This is a genomic window from Ulvibacterium sp. (genome assembly GCF_965228935.1).
GTDB lineage: Bacteria > Bacteroidota > Bacteroidia > Flavobacteriales > Flavobacteriaceae > Ulvibacterium.
In genome coordinates this window covers 1,188,001-1,207,115 of the sequence record NZ_OZ245846.1, presented here as the reverse complement: position 1 = coordinate 1,207,115, position 19,115 = coordinate 1,188,001, and the positions used below count along the sequence as shown (strand labels likewise).

The following is a 19,115-nucleotide window of genomic DNA, read 5'->3' as shown; positions in this document are numbered from 1 at the left end:
GATTATCGATATAAGGTAAAATGTCCAATAAACTCCCTGTCATCACTCTCCCCACGGAGTTTTATTACATACCAGTAATCACCAGTTGGGAGCTCGCTTTGCTGATAAATTCCATCCCAGGGATCATCATTAAGGCCCATTCTATATATCTCTCTACCATAACGATCAAATATGATGGTTAGTATCTGTGGGAAGGCTTCCTGGTTCCTTGGGGTCCAAAAATCATTACGGCCGTCGCCGTCCGGTGTAAAGAAGTTCGGGATTTCAATATCTATGAATTCCATAAAGATATCCGCAACCGCCTCACAACCGTTTTCATCTACGACGGTAACGGTGTAGGTATCCGTTCTGTTAATATAAAAGGTATTGTCCGTTCCGTTATCCACATCGCCGAAGTAGAACGTATAATTCTGAAGTCCACCGTTGGCAATGGCCGTTATTTCATTGATGTTGTTCTGCTCGAGACTTAAGATTAATGGCTCAAAACCTTCGATTTCGAAATCTATTGTTCTCAAGCAACCATTTGCATGGGCTATGGCAATATAGTGGCTGCCGGGAGCAATATCCCTAAAATCCGGGTTCAATTGCATATCTAGGGGATCTGTAGAATCCAAAGCATATAATATATCACCCAGTACTGACGAGTCCTCCAGTGTAATGTTCACATAATTGTTGGGCGTGTCTCCGGTACATTCGTATACCGGCTCTACTGTAGCATTGAGATTGGCTCCCGCATCAACGGTAATGGAAACATTGGCTTCACAACCATTGGCATCCCGTACAAAAACGATATAACCTCCGGCGGCCAGTCCTGTAATCGAGGTTTGATCCAAGGTAAAATTGGTCTCACTACTCAATCGTGAACTATATGGGGCCGTACCACCTTGAATGGTTAAATCTATAATTCCGTTCATATCACCTGCACAGACTTCAGGGGTAGCCACGGCTGTAACTTCCAATAAAGTAGGCTCTGATATGGTATATTCCAATTGTTCAAAACATCCATTTTGATCTTGGGCGATTACCGTATACGTGCCCGGTGCCAAATCGGTAAAGGTGTTTTCGGTATCAAATTGATTCAGATTAGGGGATATGGCATATTGGTATCCGCCAACACCACCTGAAAGGGTTACCGTAATGGTCCCATCATCCTCTCCGAAACAGCTTACGTCCACCACATTTTCAATATAGGTAAGCGGTGTAGGTTCGGTTATATTTACCTGTTGTGGTTCCGCTGTACAATCACCGCTGGTTACATTTACCCAATAGGTGCCTACGCCCAATCCGGTAAATTCACCATCAGGCCTGGGCCCATCAATGCGATCGGCAAGATTTAGGGCCGTTCCGTTATAATTACTATACAGTTCATACCGATAATTGCCCAATCCCCCATCCGCATCTGCATAAATACTGGCCGTACTTTCTCCATTACAGTTGATATAGGCCGCACTTTGATCCAATATCAAGGTCAGCGGAATTATGGGGTCTTCCTCTATTTCATTGGAAGCCACGGAAACACAACCGTTTATGGCATCCCGCACATAGTACTGATACGTACCGGCACCGAACACACCACTTTGGGGTAGATTTATACTGTTTCCTCCCATTGGGATAAAGGTGATGTTATCCGTGCTGTATTCATAGGTACCACTACCACCGGTTGCCGAAAGTTCAAATTCTGCACCTGTAACACAGGTCAAGGGATCGGTTCGTGTTAAAAATGCCTCTACTTCCGTGGGGTTAATGATTTCAACAATGGACGTTTCGTCACTACAGCCTACATCATCGGTTACCGTAATGCTATAGAATCCTGCGGAAAGTCCACCAAAGGTATCCGAAACTTGTGCGGAAGAAGTCTGTAGAAGGCTACTTCCTGCCAAATCATCATACCGATTTAATCGATATTCATATACCGGAGTCACATTCCTTACGTTGACCGAAGCCGTAACACTGGCCGTATTTTCATTATAGCAGGTCAACGGGGTGCTGGCTATGGTAGCTACGATATCATCCGGCCGTATCAAGGTAATGGTATCGGTATACAAACAACTCATGGTGTCCGTAATCGATACGTTAAAAGTGCCTGCCGCTAAGCCCATGAAAATATAGGCCTCTACTCCGGTTTGGGTAAATGTCTGTGATGGAGAAGTTATGGTGATTGTATAAGGACCAATACCTCCTTCTGGATCTACAAGGATGCTTCCTTGATCATTGGAACAAGATACACTGGCCTCTTCGGTTACGGTAGCCGTAATCGGTGCATCCGGAGCCGTTATAGTAATCCTATTGGAATCTTCCACGCAGAATGGGGCCTCCGTTTCCGTAATACGGATGTAATACACACCTTCAGGAAGATTTGATATAGGAGGCAATGGTACGGCCCCATTTCCACTTCCGGCGAACCCTGCAACGGGATTATCATTCACATCGTATACTTGATAGTCATAATTACCGGTGTAATTATTGATGGCAACGGCAAAACTTCCATCGTCCACCCCATTGTTCAAACATTCCTCATCGGTCAATTTGGTAGCAATGACCTCGATGATATCTGGATCTTCAATGGTATGTACGGTTTCCAATACACAACCCGTATCCAAATTGGTTATGGAAACGCTATAATTGCCAACGCCAAGACCTGTAAAGGTTTCAGGATTGTTGGTAGAAGTAATTGTATGATTGTACACTACATTGATTCCGGTTACGGTGTATTCAAAATTGGGGGTCGCTGTACCAGGATTTACCGTAACGCCAACTTCAATTTGGGCGTCATCCCCCGGACTACAAGTCACATCAACTGTAGTATTCACCACGGGATCACTTATGCCTTCGAATGGCAGGATCGTAGCCGTCGTAGTTCCCAAGCAACCATTCTCGTCATAGACATTAATATCATAGTTTCCACCCGCCAAGTCGGTTTCGGTATAGGTGGTATTGGTACCATCTTGAACAACACTTCCATTCCGTACAAACTCAAAACGAACAAAGTTGGTGGAACCTCCTGAGGCACCGGCGAATGTTAAGGCGGCATGGTCAGTATTATTACCTGTGGTACAACCATATGGTACGGGGACAATAGGGTTCACCACTATGGCATCCGGTTCGGTAATCAACTGATTTACGGTCGCGGAACAATCATTGGCGGCCGTTGCAGTAATGGTATAATCATTGCCTGCACTAGTACCCTGTAAGCCCGTAAAAATTGCCGTAAAGTTGGTACTTGTAGTCGGATTTATTGGAGTACCCAAGGGGGCTCCGTTCAATGCGGTAATCTGGAAAACATACGGATCCACACCGTTGTCCAGAACACTTACCGAGATAGTTCCGTCATCGGCCCCGTTACACGTAACATCGGTAAAGATATCGATAGCGGGCAAGGGCAGAACAGGATCTTCCAATCGTTGCGTTATCGTGGTGCTACAGGCATGACCCACGGTTTGATCGGTAATGGTAAACGTATAGTCACCGGTTTGGTTCAATCCCGTGAAAATGCCTGTTGTATTGTTGTCGGTAGTGAATCCATCTGGATAGGTAACATCGTAATCAAAATTACCTGAGCCTCCAGTTTGCGTTATTGTAATTTCACCCTCGGGAGAGATGGAACAATCCCTGGTCTTTACAATGGTCGCTTGTGGAACGATAGGCGCAAACAACACTACAGGTGTTGTTGTAAAGGTACATGTCCATTGGTCGGTTACCTGAACCTGATAGCTTCCGGCGTTCAAACCGGAGAATACCCGGGTATTCTGTATGATACCGGTAGGCGTCCCGTTTTTGATCAATTCGTAGGTATAGTTGCTTCCTTGGCCATTTGCCACGCTGACAATTTCAATTTCTCCTTCGAAATCCGTACAATTGGGCTGATTGATTTGTAAAGATGCACTAATCGGCGTTGGATTGGCCAGCACAATGTTATTCTGTACACGCTGTGGGCAACTATTTGCATCGAGCACCCAGGCCTCATACGTTCCCGGGGGAAGATTTTCAAATCGGCGATTGGCCCCATAGTCACCAGCACCTGACGGAGCTGAAGTACCCACATAATAGCTATATCCGCCCCATCCACCAAGTACATCGATAATTTCGATAACGCCATCATTGCCAACACAGGTAATTGGGGTTACGTCAGTGTTTGCTGTAATTGTTGCACTAGGTCCTGCAATGGTAAAGAACTCATTTCCCACACAGTTGGGATCCGCTGTTTGAGTGACCTCGACTCGATATTCGCCGGCCCCTATGTTAAACGGAGTAGTGGGCCCAGCATTGAGCGAGGTACCATTTGCACCAACAATGATAGTGTCATCCGCTAGTGTGACCGTACCCTGGGAATTATAAATCTGCCAGGTAAATCCTCCTGCATATGGATTTACGGGGTCATTAACCGTAAAGCTGACGGAACCATCGGTTCCAAAACAAACGACATCTACTGTGGTTGGAACGATTTCAAAGTTGTTTGGATCTTCTATTTCAAAAGCAGTCTGTACAAAGCATCCTGTATCCGTGTTGGTTACGGTAGCTTCGTAATTACCGATACCTAATGACGCAAATACATTCGAGGGCTGATTAAGAACGCTATAGGCGTTGTCCGTACCGACCACCGAATACTGTAAATTTGGGGTTGCAGCCACTGGATTTAGGGTAATACCCAGAGTTACTTCGGCATCATTCCCTGGATTACAGGTAATATCTTGGGTGATACTAACAGTCGGATCGGAAATTTCAACAAAAGGTGCAATTGAGGCCGTCGTACTTCCAACGCAACCATTATTATCATAAACATTAATGATATAGGAACCTCCATGGGTATCGGTTTCCACATAGGTGGTGTTCGTTCCGTCCTGCACAACAACGTCATCACCTGTACCTACCGTTCCTTGGTCATTGATAAATTCATATCTTACATAAGTGGTAGATCCGCCATTTACGGCATTGATGCTTATACTGGCATTATTGGGATTGTTACCGGTAGTACAGGCAAACTCTACAACAGGATTTAGCGTAACGTTAATCAAAGCGGGCTCACCTATGATGATTCCGGAAATATCGAAGGTACAGTTGTTAGTACCTGTTCCGGTTACTGTATAGGTGCCATCGGGAAGATTTTCAAAGGTTTGGGTAGCCGCGTTGAAACTTCCAGCAGCTGGAGCAATGGTGTATGTCAATGGATTGATACCATTTGGGGTTTCCGTAAGTGTTATGGTTCCATCGGAAGAACCGTTACAGGAGACATCGGTATGTGTCTCTGTAAATGAGGGCATCACTGCAGGTTCAACGGTTATTGGGAACACTCTGCTACATTCCGGACCAGTGGTATTATTATCATAAATCGTAATCACATAATCTTCTGGCGTCGTAGTATTGAATACATACGGATTGCTTGGCAAGACGGCCCTGGCCACCACGGTTCCCCCGCTATCCGTGATTTGGTAATCGTAACTTCCGGACCCGGAGGTAACATTGATAGTAATCTGTGCATCTGGCGTACCTGTACAATCCAGAAGCTTGCTGAGGTCAACATCGGCCTCCAATACGGGATGTACGTCAATAGTATCGGTATCCGTACAACCATCACTATCTATGATGGCCACATTATAGGTCCCGGGAGTCACATTAGTGAAAATACCACCGTTACTTACATAAGTTGTGCCCCCGTCTATGGAATAGAGGTATGGAGCGGTTCCACCACTTGCACTTATAGTGACCGAAAACGGGATAGTACAATTCGAAGTGGTTACGCTGGTTATACTTGGATTTTGTGATATATTCATTGAAACGGTGCCCAAGGCATTTGAACAACCGTATTGGTCGGCCACACTTACATCTACATTAAACGGAGTGGCCGTTGCATCCACCAAATTGGAGATAGGTACTTCCACAGGATTATCCGTGGTTACAATATTCGACACAAAATTAGTGCTGGTCAAGGTATAGGTATATGTCCCCCCTCCCCCGAAAACGGATTGGATTTCGACCAGCCCGGGATTCGCGCAGGTAATATGGGTCAATACATTTGGAGTTCCTGTTATGGGATCCAATTCTTCCACAAGAACATTCTCACTACCAATCACGCAGTTATTGGGAGCTGGGCCGGTAATTTCTACAAAATATTCCCCTGGAGCCAGAATTGCCGTACTAGGCGCGGTAAATGAGTCACCGGTAGAAAAGGTAGGAACGCTACCTGTAGCTATGGAAGTATGCGCGGGGGTTCCCACCAAGAATAATTCCCAGTTAAAACTACCGCCAAGTTCTCCGGGAGTGGTTTCCGTTACCGTAAAAGTTATCTGGCCGTTCGTCTGCCCATCACAAGTTGGGGCTACGGAGGCGTCTATTTGAACGGGAGGCGGAGCCTCTACATTTACGTTTACACTACTTTGGCGTACACATGCTGGAGGACCGGACGAATCACGTACATAGAATACATAGGTCCTTCCAGGTACAAGCCCCGTCCACGTATACCTTCCATGTCCTGCCGGTACAGGATTATTGGAAGTGTCCAATGTTCCCCCGGGTTGCCATACTGCTGTAGTTGGGTCAAAGTTTGCTGGATCTTCGGAATAGGCGTATTCATATGCCGGCAAACCGGCTGTACCTTGTACGGCTACTTCCAAAGTATTACAATCTATCACTATGGGTATCACGTTGATGTCCAAATCGTCTAATGGATAAGGAATGACAAATGGAGGTAAATCTGTTTGGCATACGGTATTCGATGAGCCATCAATGGTTCGAAGGGATGGAAATACTGTATCTCCGGGATTGAATCCTGTAATCTGATCCGATGTTCCGGGAACGGAGTTATCCCCGGGCCATGATGTTCCGCCGTCGGCACTAAACTGAATAGTTCCCAAGGTAGTTGGATAGCCGCTGAACTCTATTCCAAAATCGTTGATGTTTCCGGTACAGTTTCCGGGAACAATACCTTGGACAGTTGCCGTCAATTCATCGGGATTGTTTATGGAGATTGGCGTATCGGTGATCAGGCATCCGTTGGCATCGGTTACATTGATCGTGTAGTCTCCCGGAGCCAGATTGAAATAGGTCTGGTTTGTCGTAACCACGTTCGTATCGGTTTGATTGGAGGCTCCACCATTGTCCAAATCGATGATTTGAATAGTATATGGACCCTCTCCTGAGGTAATGGCAACGGCTATTGAACCAGTTCCGTCATGACATTCGGGATCGGTCGGTGTCGCAGTAAGGGTCAGTGAAACCGCGGGATCAACGGTTACCGTCTCCATAAATTCACAATGTGGATCGGCGGCGTTGTTGTCCCAAACGTAAACATCATACATGCCATCATTTCCTGTGGTGACCGTGTAGGTATTGCTCGGTCCAAAATCACCTGAGGCAACCGGAGTTCCATTGGAAACAAAGGCATAGACCAAATTACTGTCGCCTCCAGAGGCATTTACCGTAATACTTCCATCTGCGCAGGAACTAATATCCACTACATCGACCGTAGCAGTTATTACAGGATTTATGGTCAGGTTTTGTGGCGCACCGATACATCCGTAAGCATCCCTTACATTGATGGTATAAGAGCCGTTGGTTAAATTTTCAAATAGATGGGTAGCTGCATTTACCGAAGGAGGTGCGACCCATGGCCCACCATTAATATTTAACTCATAATTGCCATTTCCAGCCGTAATATCTACTTGAATCGAGGCATTGTTATCCCCTAAATAGCAAGGCGTCGGTGTAAGATTAAACAGCACATCATTGGTGTCAACAACTACTAGAGCCGTATTAATGGCATCCTCGCAGTTATTGGCATCCCTTGCCCGGACAATGTAACTACCTATGGCAAGACCCGAAAAGACGGTATTGGCCCCGTTTGTGGCAAAATCAAAGCTGCCGATTACCGTTCCACCGGTATCTTCCAGCTGATACACATAGGTAGGTGTTCCACCGGATGCACTTGCGGTAATGGTAGCTCCTCCATTGGAACAGGTAAGGGGTTCCGTAATACTGGCGGAAGCTGTTATTTGGGTCGGTTCGGTCAAAGTTTGGTTTAAGGTAACGGAACAACCGGCAATCGGGTTGTCCACATCGCGAACTACAATGGTATAGGCCTGTGCGGTGAGACCGGTAATCTGCTCGTCCGTTGTAAAGGGACCGACAAAAGCTCCTCCGTTCAGACTATATTCGTACCCTCCGGCACCATAGTTGTTTGCCGAAATGGTAATCGTACCGGAGCCATCCAGATTACAATCCAGGTTATCAAATGCGATAATCGAGGCTTCAAAAGCGTTTCCGTCAGCTACGATTAACGGCGTATCAACCGAGCAGCTACTTCCATAATCAACTGTAATGGTATGGCTGCCTACCGCTACATTGTTAAACACATTACTTCCTGCACCCGTTTGTCCTGGTAAAGTACCATCTAGAATATAAGTGTACGAAGCATCAAAAGGGGTTACGGTTATATTTCCGCTACCATCGCAATTATAGGTTATCGAAGTGCTTAAAACAGGCTCCGTGGGCAATGGATTTATCGTTACATCCGGAAGGGTAATTTCACAGGAGATGGCATTAGCGTCCCGAACACGTATGCTATACGTTCCGTCGGTGAGATTGATAAAAGTATGGCCTCCGGTTGTGGAAGCGGTCCACGTCCCTCCATTAATACTGTACTGGTAATCTCCTGAACCACCGGAGGTAGCGGTAATGCTTCCCACGGTAATCTGGCCTAATTGGGCACAGGTATAGTTTTGTGTTACGGTGGCCTCCCCAGCAAGTTGAGCCGGTTCTGTTACAACTGTATTGTTTATGGGCGTTTCACATCCATTGGCATCCCTGACACGTACGGGATAGGTACCAGCGGCCAAATTTGGGAAACTATTACCTGTCACATAAGTGGTGCCACCATCAATGCTATAGGTGAAAGGAGCGCTTCCCCCTGAATTGACTACAATCGAAATTGCGCCATCCGTTCCACCAAAACAGCTTACAGCCGTGGGGGTGGCAGTAATGTTTATGGCCGCATCTTGGACAATGGTCAAGGGATACATGGCCGAGCAATATCCTGGATTACCATTATTGTCCCTAACGTATATGTCATAAGCACCTGCCGCTGTGACGGTAACCGTATTTGCCGGACCGAAATCACCGTCGGTAACGACTGTTCCATTGGTAACCACGGCATAGACGTAATTGGCGTCTCCACCGCTGGCGGAGATAGTTATATCGGTATCGGTACCACAGGCCGTAATGTTCGGGGCGGATGCGGTAACCGTTAATTGTGGGTCTATGGTAATATTTTGTTGTAACCCGGGACAACCAAAACCGTCTTGTACATTCACGGTATAGGTGCCATTGGCCAAGTTTTGAAAGGTATACGAAGTGGCTGTTGTTGGCGAAGGAGTCAACCAGGGCCCATTGTTGATGCGGAACTGATAATTACCATTTCCATCGGTAACATCTACTTGAATGGTAGCGTCGTTACTTCCGGAGTAACAGGCCGTTGGTGTAAGGTTAAATACCACATCGTTAGTGTCAGCAACTGTTAGGGCAGTATCTATAGCATCCTCACAATTGTTGGCATCCCTGGTGCGAACTATATAATCCCCTACAGCTAGACCCGAAAAAACAGTATTGGTTCCATTTGTGGCGAAATCAAAACTGCCGATTACCGTCCCGCCATTATCTTCCAATTGATACACATAGGTGGGTGTTCCACCTGATGCGCTTGCTGTAATTGTTGCCCCGCCGTTCGTACAGGTCAGTATTGTGGTAATACTGGCGCTGGCTACTACCGAATTGGGCTCGGTAATGGTCTCCTCTACAAAAGTGGTACAGGTTGTGTCATCCGCCTTTCTAATATCTATGCGATGTGTTCCCGCCCCGAATATGGCCGATGTGGTTACCGGAGAGGAAGTTGAGTTAATCCAGTTTGTTCCACCATCCACGGAATAATCAAAACCTGCAGCTATATCGAAATTTTCGACCTCAAAAGTTATAGCCCCATCAGACAGACCATTACAACTGGCATTAACCGATGCCGTAACATTGGCGGCAAAAACGTTTCCGGCCACAACGGTTACTGGAGTCTCCACAAATTGGGAGCAAACCTCGGGTATTTGGAAAATCTCGATATCGTCCAATGCAAAATCATTCCCTCCATTACCTGAAATTTCAGACCGGATTACGAATTCTAAAGAGGTATTTGCTCCGGGATTCAAGTCCACTGTACGAAATCTCCAGTCCGTATTGCCCGTATTCTTGGAAATCGTCCCTGTTCTTATGGATTGTACAACGGTTCCTGTTCCCACTTCCCGTATTTCAATGGTAAGATCGGGATCAAGTCCGGAAGTTCCCTGTCTCAAAAGATTCATGATGTACAACGAAACGGTCAAGTCTCGGTTTGGAATGATATCATTAATTTCCTTTGAATAGATGATTTGGGTCGGTGTTGGCGTACCCACGTTCATGACCAAATACCGTCCTTGGCTTGCCCGAGTCCCCGTAGTATGATCAATTGGACTTACCCAGGTTCCAAATGGGGCCACAACATCACTGGTCACCGAATACTCAAAATCATTGATATTGCTATTGGCATCTCCAGGTGGATTATTGGTTTGGTCCTCGTAATTGTAGCCGTTTGTATTGGGACTTGGAATGGTTACCCCGGCCCCGAAATCTTCACTTAGCAAAAGACTTGGTGTCGGTGGGGTCTGGGAAGTATAAATTGTTCTTACGGTATATGTTCCTGGGCCGATATTGGGAAAAACATTACTCGTAGGTGGTGTGTTCGGAACGCCATCCAATTCATACGTATAATCGTAGGTAGCAATATCCGGTGTGGCGGTAATGTTTCCGGTACCGTTACAGTTATAATCCACCGCGGGTGTTAAGGTAACAATGGGAGGAACAGGTTCGTTGTCTACGGTAACAGCCATTGGAAAAGTACAATTGTTGGCATCCCTAACAATTACGGTATAATTTCCTGGTGGCAATACAGCGATACTAGTGGCTCCGTAGTTGGCGCCTCCATCAAAACTGTATTGATATGGGGCTGTACCCCCAGTAACATTGGTTACCCGTACTTCCGCACCATTGGGGTCGCAAGTGGCGTCTCGGGAGACGCCCGCTGAGGCAGATAACGGAAAAGGCTCGTTGATGGTATGCGTAAAGGTTACCTCGCACCCTGAATCATCCTGAACAACTACATCGTAGTTTCCAACGGGGAGATTTACAAATGAGGCCGTGGTCGTAAAACTGGTTCCTCCATCGATACTATATTGGTAAGGCGGTATCCCATTGACCGCTACAATATTGATTTCACCATCACTACCCCCTCCACAGGAAACATCCACCAGGGTAGGGACGGAAGCTGTCATTGTGCCGTTGTCGTTTATAGTGACTGGATTGGATATAGCGGAACAATTGTTGGCATCGATAATGATAAATTCATAGGTGCCATCTTCATTGGGGATGTATTCATCGGTACCATCGCCATCATCGTCACGCCATCCAAAGTAAAACGTAGAGCCAACCTGATAGGCATCTGCCGGAATGGAGGCAATATCCGCATACCGATCCACGCCATCCTTGCTCCAGATAGCATAAAGGAAGTCTGGATTTCCCTGTCCTCCCGTACGGGTCAATTCTATGGTTCCCGCGGCACACCCGATATCCGCAGTAGTTAGGGCCGAAAGTGCTGGGTCCGGGATTCTACCTACAGTTACATTTTGGGTATCGGAACAACCATCATCCGTAGACGTCTCTATGATGTAATCCCCAGGATTTACAGTAAAGGTATGCGTATTATCCGGCTGTGCGGTTTCGTCATCGATAAAGGTTCCGTCAGACCTTCTTAATACATAGCTATAATTTGGAAGAACATTTAGTACATCAATTTTTATAGTACCCTGATCATTGCAATTTGCAGGTGTGGTCTCAATATCCACGGTAAAATTACGGTCGAGAATCCCTATGGGCGGCGTGCTAAAAATACAAGCACCCGGAATCGGAACTCCCGCAATGTCCAATTGTACCACCTCTACCCTATAGGATCCATTCTGACCGGAGGTAAAATCAAAACTACCGGTCGTATTTGTTCCAAAAGGTACCAGAATAGAACTATTGGCATGGTCTATCAATTGGTAGCCATAGTTGTTCCCTAAATTTGTGATGGTGATATTCCCATCTGTTGTACAAACGATATCACTGCTGTTGTATTGGATGTCCAGATTATTCTGAAATACATCAAAGTAAAAACGACTAAAACAACCATTCTGATAGTTGATGACCAGACGATATTTTCCTTCCGCGTTTGCCGTGAAGTTGTTGCCCGTAGCTACTTGGTTCCAAGTACAGGTTAGATTCTTATTGGCGCAGTCGTCCGGAGCGGCGGCACAGCTTCCCTCGTCCAATTGCTCCCATACCAAACTTTGGGCGTCCGTTATGTTTATTTGTATGAGCTGGGAATCGTTGGAGCCGCATAGGAAAATTTTAGGCAATATATCCCCATCTATACTACATTGTACAATTTCGCCTTGCACATCATTGGTAGGGTCTGCATCGCCATTAAGGGCGTTGAAGTAATCTACTATGGGATTGGTCTGTGTGGTGCCGAATCGTTCTACCGTAATGATCTCCTTGAATCCCTTACAGGGGTCGGCCACTTGTTTGTCTACAATGTATGTTCCGATATCATCAACCAACAATGTACTGGGGTCATTATCCGGATCGCCATCGTTTAAGACCGTATCCGTAGGATCCAATTGGCCATTTCCATTGTCATCGCTCACCCATACATAGGCATCAAAACCATCTCCCGCATCCAATACCACGTCCGCACCACAAAGTTGAACGGTTCGGGTAAAATTACAATCGGAGAGATCATCCAACAAAAAGTTAGTGGCCCCAGGGGTCACAAAACCACAATTATCAAAATCGGAAACACTGGGATCATCCGTAATTACCGCGCTGTTGATATCCCCGCGATAGGTAGAATACCCCAAGTTTTCAATAAGATCCGTACAGGCATCCACAAAATCGAAACAGTTCTCCGCTACCGTAACTCGCAAACGAATGGTATACACGGGATCCCCAATTTCCACAAGGTTATCCGGAACGGTAAAGGTTACCGCGTTAGTCGCGACATCATGGGAGTGTGTAACCCCAGGAGCCCCACTTAGGTCAACGCTAACGAAAGTAGTATTTATGGGAAGCACGTCCCGTATGGTATATCCTGTGGCATCGTCGTTTCCAAGATTTCTAAACGATAATACATAATCCAGGGTTTGTCCCAGATTTACGCCCATACCTGTAATGTCGTTACCTCCAATATCTTCTACCCTTTTTTCCAAAACAATGTTGGGTTCAATGATTTCTACGGAAAACGTAGCCAAAAAGGCCCCGTAGCCATCACCCGTAGAAGTAAATCGTAACGTGGCGCCCGATTCATCATTGGGAAGAACGGATTCATTCGGATTGTTCAGGTTAAAAAGATCCAAGTCCGTTCCCAGGGTATTTGTCCCATAAGGTGTTCTTGTTGGAACTTCGAGACCGTTTGTGGTTATGGTTGAATTGAAGAAGTTGTTCGCTGGATTTAAACCGGTGGATAAATTGGTAAAGGAACCAACAGAATTGGCCCGAATAAAAAATCGATCATTGCTTATACCCCTATCCCCTTCAAGACTGCCTACTCCAACACGAGCCCTTACCGGGAATGGCGCGGGCAAGGTCCTAAAGCCATTTACTGCCACATCCACATTGCCTACTGAACCTGACAATCCAGCATAACCATCAAAGGTTGAGATGAACTTACCGGACTCATTGGGGTTTTCGTAAATAATGACCATAACCCAGCCAGCCGAACTGGAACCGTTTCTTCTTCCCTTGGTGGCACGAACGTTGGCCACGGTATATTCCCCATTGGGATTGGTATTGGAACGTACCAAATCTGTTACGTTCTTATAACAGATATAGGGCGAATCCTTAAAAGAGTTGTTAATGTTAGTATAGTCGTATCCATCGAAAATAATATCGTCTTCCTGTCCAACCGGGTCAGCTGCGGTATCCGCAGTGAGGTCTACATAAGTACCTCCAGGTATTTGAAATTTGATATTGAACCAATCCTCTATTCTTGGTGTCCCGTTAAAGGGTTGGCTACTATCACTCCGTTCATTGGGATAGGTGGCCGCCCAATACAATCCGGCGTACCGTACTTGGGAACAGGCCGGGTCGGCGATGTTCAATTCCGCACTACTGGAGCTAAAGGTTGTGGGGTCACTATCAATATCAATATACTCCATCCAAAGGGAGTTGTTGTTTGCCGAACCGTTATACGGGGTATTGGCCTGACCGGGGTCGGCCTCCGTGGCCCGGTTAAGGATATTGTTTCCCACAAAAATGATATCCCCTCGTATCTCAATGTTTCCCCCATTCAATCTAGGAGTAAAAGGAACGGCCTCTTGGGCACTCGAATAAAAAAGAGCACCTAAGAAGAAACAAAAAAATGGTAGGATTTTCTTCTTTATAAAGAATTTTTGGTTCATTAAGTAACTAGGTTTGGTGTAACGCGCATGATCCACATTTTGTCGTCGTACGTGTCATTTAGTTTGGAATAGTAAGATATTAGGGCGTTGTTCCAGGATTCGTGGCGTTTTAAGTATACATACCTCCAGTTATTTTCGGGGTTGATGAAATAGCTGGCACTCAATCCATAGGAATTTAGAAGTTTAACAAACCGATTGGCATTTTTCGGATTGGCAAACACATTGGCTATGAGGTAATAGCCCGCACCTATACCCTTGGTATTTAGGGTTTTGGGGGAAGTTTCGTTAGCGGCAAGATTATCCCTGACCACCACATTCTTTTGAAGGACATCCGTTCCGTATCGGGATGATTTTTCCTTGATTTTGTTTACATTTTCAGCATATGCCTCATTAGAGTATCGGTTGTCGACGTTCATGATCCACATGGCTTGATCGTAGCTGCCGTTTAAATTACTGTCATAGGCTGCAAGCGCTTCGTCCCATGTATCGTATCGTTTTAGGAATACATATTTAAGTCCGTTGTTGGGATTATCTATGTAATCAGGCTCAAGCCCTTTTTCTTGAAGCCTGTCCATAAATTTTTCCATATAGGCTGTACCCTTGTACACATTGGCTACCACATAATATCCATCCGAAACGCCGTCGAGGTTGTTGAATCTTCGACTTTTTACAGATTCCTTACCTGTTACTGCCGATTTGGGCTTGGTTTGGGTTTTCCCTGCCCGAACAGTTTGTGGCTTATCTTGTCTGGTTGTGTTGGCCAGAGCGTCTTTTCGCGATGGATTGCTCAATGTTGTTGAAGCGATGGCCGGCTTCGTTTCCCGAGTATTTATGCTATTCGGTATATTTTGGGCATTCTCGGTGTTTTGAGCTATTGCCGTGGGTCTATCGCGACCCGTTAAGAAGAGTTCTTCGGCTCGTTTTTCCAGATCGGGCCGTTCTCCCCTTGTCTCATTGCGCACCATACGCATAACCATTTCAAAACGGCGCTCCAGATCTTTTTGGCGATTGGCTTCCAAAGAATCCTGACGGAACATTAGTTCTTCTATAATAGCGTCATTCTCGGCAAGCTTTCGCTTTAGCTCATCAATTTCACTGTTAGTAGCAATATCCTCTATTTGCGGACTTTCATTCTCCACCAGTTCATTTCCATTATCTTCTAGCATTACGCGATCTTCAGTTAGATTAGGGGTAAAGGAGTACGCAAAGGAGATTTCATGGGTCAACCCCAGGTTATCGAAATCCGTAGTCAATCCTTTTTCCATGGTATATCCTAGGGATAATCTTCGGTTCAAGTTGAAACCGATACCTGCAGATGCCCCATAAAAGCTATCATAACCTCCTTGCAGCCACCCGATTCTTGGCAAATCCAGAATTAAACTACCCCCAAAGGTCAGATCTTCCCCATCTACCAATCGTGTACGCGCCAACGGCATTAACCTTCCGTTTTCAAGGATTCCATCACCATTTTCAAACTGATGGGTATATTGTAGATGTCCCGAGAAGGTCTTTTCGTTAAATTCCGTGATGGAAGAATTGGTCTTAAGATTGTAGTCAAAAAGATTTTCCGCAAAGGCACCGATATCAAATTGACCATATGAAATATTGAATCCTGGCTGAAATGACAATAGGCTCTCGTTCTGGAAACCGTTAAGAAATGGATCATCTTCTACGGTGGAAGTTCTATTCCGATTAAGACCACTATTGTAATAGGCCACATTGGCGCCAAAAGTAAAGTTGCTTTTATCGCTCAACTTTACCCCATAGGCATAATTGGCCAAGACACCAACATTATCTATAGGCCCTACCCTCTGGGAATACAGGCTTAAACCCAAACCGGTACGATCGCTGATTCTACCGCTATAACTTAAAAAATAATTTTGCAGATTATCATCAAATTGTACCGACTGGTTTCTGTGCAATAGATTAATGTATGATTTATCCTCCCGAACCGTAGAAAAGGTTGGATTGATCAAAAATCGATTAAAGCGCAAAAGGTTTTGGGAAGGTACCTCGTACGTTAGTACGGGGTTTTCTTCCTGTGCGCTGATTTTTGTTAACGCCAGCAAGGCAATTAAGAATGATACAAGTAATCTATTAATTCTCATTTGTGGTTAACGAATAACAGTTATCGTACCCTGTTTAAGGGTTTGGTTTGCGTTTTTGATGATATAGTAGAATACCATGTTCTGTTTTGGAAAGCTCATTGAAGATGAAGGCCAATCATTTCGGTATCCAATTTCGTTTATGAGCTCTATCCCTTTGTCATTGTAGATGATAACACTGACGTCAGACTGATTTGCATAGGAATTGGGTAGTATCCACTGATCATTGAATCCATCCGCATTTGGGGTTATTACATTCGGTACTTTGAAAGTATCCAGATATTCTACGTTGATTTCCCGGGCTACTTCACAATTGTCAATGTTGGCAATAAGTCTATAAGTCCCTTCAGCAGTGAATGTTGCTGAAGCGCCGTTGCTTATTTCTATATTATTGGCATCGTACCAGCGATATGCGGTACCACCACTTGCCGTAACCGTTCTTGAGGTTCCTTCAGGGAAAATAACATCACCGGAGGGATCCAAGGTAATTAGGTCGGGATCCAAGGGCGAAATTGTAATTTCATTGGAGGTCAGAGGACAGCCATCACGGTCAAGCACCAAACGGTATGTACCTGGTTGATCAATGTCCAATGACGTATTTGTAGAGTTGACTGCACCGCCGTCCCTTTGCCATTCAAAACTTTCTCCGGTAAGGTCGGTTGTGGTACTCAAGGTAATTTGCTCCGAGCCACTGCAGAAAACGGTGTTTGTTGTGCTTATTTCCAAAGTTTCCGAGGATAGCAGCTGTACAGTGAGCGCTTCGGTGAAGATGGTATTATCTTCCAAAGCTCCTTCCAGAGTATAACTTCCATTTTCCGAAGGGTTGGTAAGGCTGATATTCCTAGAGGTCTGTCCGGAGAGTAACGCACCGTCCCTGCGCCAGCGATAGATAAATTGGGATGCCAATTGTGAGGTGACATCCAGGGTACTACTGTCGGCCAGAACCGCATTAATGCTACTGACTTCTAACACAATACTGGTGTTTTCACAGGCGGTATAGGCATCGGCATAGTCGATGGTCGCTTCAAAGGAAACGGGAGAGACCAAGGTAGTGGAGGCACTACTTATGGTCGTAGAGGCGCATGCCCCGCCCGTTTGGGTGACCTCAACATAGTAGGTTCCGGTCTCAGTGGCATCAAAGGAACTGCTTGTAGCGCCTCCTATTGGATTGCTGTTCCTAAACCATTGAAAGGTAGGTGTATTGGCATCCGTGGTTACGCTCAAGGTTTGGGTCTGGCCCGGTAGAATAACCATATTGGCCGGGTTATCCCTTGTAACGGTAAATGCCCCTACATTGGTCATGGTAACCGATGAGGATAATTCCGTACAAATTCCGGATCCTGAAACTTCAATTTGATAATCCCCTTCAAAGCCGGTGACCGAAGCATCTACCGTGTAAGATGTAGATGTCGCTCCGGATAGTGCAACACCATCCTTATACCATTGGTAGGAATAGGTTCCATCCGTGATAGTGGACGTTAAGGTTTCGGTTTCCCCAGTACATAAAGCCGTTTTTGATGGCGGATTAATGGCGATACCCGGGCTGCTTCCAGTATTGATCATGATAATATTGGATTCGGTACTGGCAGCTCCCGAACATTCCGGGCCATAATCGATTAGGACGAAGAATGCCGCGTTAGTCGAAGTCGTGAGGGAAGGGCCTCTTTCACCAATGATGGGTGAGCCACTTCGATACCAAATATACTGATAAGTATTTAATAAAGCGGGTGCAATGTTGTCTACAGTTAAGGTCACAGAATCTCCATCACATACTTGTAAGGTGCCTGGTGTTGAACCATCACCATTGGGACTGATATGAAGATTTGAGGTAAAGTCCATATAATACATGTTGTAAGGGTCGGAAGGTGGACTGGTACTTTCTGGATTGGTACTCCTTACCCGGATTCTGTATCCCTGGCCTCGGGTATCCGTTGGAATGGAGAATTCGAATCCAGGATCTTGAACCTCTGCCTCATCGGCACTGCGGGCCAATTCTACGGGACTACTGAAATCACCAGTGGAATCGGAGAGCTCCAGGATAAATTCATTACCTGCATTGGGACTACCTGCCCAGCTGACATTGGCGAAAAATTGATTAAACCCGGAATTTGCACATATGGTGTAACCTTTGGAGTCACCAGGCAGGTTAGGATTGTCGGCTGGTTCGGGGGCGTTGATTACAATTTGGGCCGAGACTTGCGATGCACATAGCAATAGAAATGCAGCCAGTAGGCTAGACGGATGGGACAAAAGTTTGCGTTTCATAAGTAGTTGTCGTTTTAGGGGATTTCGGAACTTATCGGCATTTGTAATACTTGATAAGCTCTCGGTATCCATAGTTAATAAACCATGGTCTTGGCGATGCCCCGTATTTCTGACAATTCCATAGTATTCAACAACAAATATGTCATATAATTGAGTCGTGGGGAATTTAATGTTGTAGGGTGGATTAAATATGTTGTGAAACATGATATTCACAAGGTGATCGCTTTTAGTGCCCCGTCCT

3 protein-coding genes are annotated in these 19,115 nt (G+C 45.6%); all 3 read right to left on the bottom strand.

The window, feature by feature from the left end:
• Nucleotides 1-2: 2 nt before the first annotated feature.
• The 3 genes from ACO06Y_RS05150 to ACO06Y_RS05140 are packed head-to-tail and all read right to left on the bottom strand — an operon-like array spanning nt 3 to nt 18,874.
• The gene (locus tag ACO06Y_RS05150) at nt 3-14,504 is read right to left on the bottom strand and encodes a T9SS type B sorting domain-containing protein (RefSeq protein WP_422082762.1); all 14,502 of its coding nucleotides are present in this window, start codon (nt 14,502-14,504) and stop codon (nt 3-5) included.
• On the bottom strand, nt 14,504-16,612 hold the full coding sequence (locus tag ACO06Y_RS05145) for a PorP/SprF family type IX secretion system membrane protein (protein ID WP_422082761.1): 2,109 nt from the start codon (nt 16,610-16,612) through the stop codon (nt 14,504-14,506). Before ACO06Y_RS05145 ends, ACO06Y_RS05150 begins: the two co-directional genes overlap by 1 nt.
• Nucleotides 16,613-16,618: 6 nt before the next feature.
• The gene (locus tag ACO06Y_RS05140; RefSeq protein WP_422082759.1) at nt 16,619-18,874 is read right to left on the bottom strand and encodes a gliding motility-associated C-terminal domain-containing protein; all 2,256 of its coding nucleotides are present in this window, start codon (nt 18,872-18,874) and stop codon (nt 16,619-16,621) included.
• Nucleotides 18,875-19,115: the final 241 nt, after the last annotated feature.

Excerpts from the sequence above, each read along its gene's own strand:
- ACO06Y_RS05150 (WP_422082762.1), bottom strand. The coding sequence starts at position 14,504 with ATGAACCAAAAATTCTTTATAAAGAAGAAAATCCTACCATTTTTTTGT.
- ACO06Y_RS05145 (WP_422082761.1), bottom strand. The coding sequence starts at position 16,612 with ATGAGAATTAATAGATTACTTGTATCATTCTTAATTGCCTTGCTGGCG.
- ACO06Y_RS05140 (WP_422082759.1), bottom strand. The coding sequence starts at position 18,874 with ATGAAACGCAAACTTTTGTCCCATCCGTCTAGCCTACTGGCTGCATTT.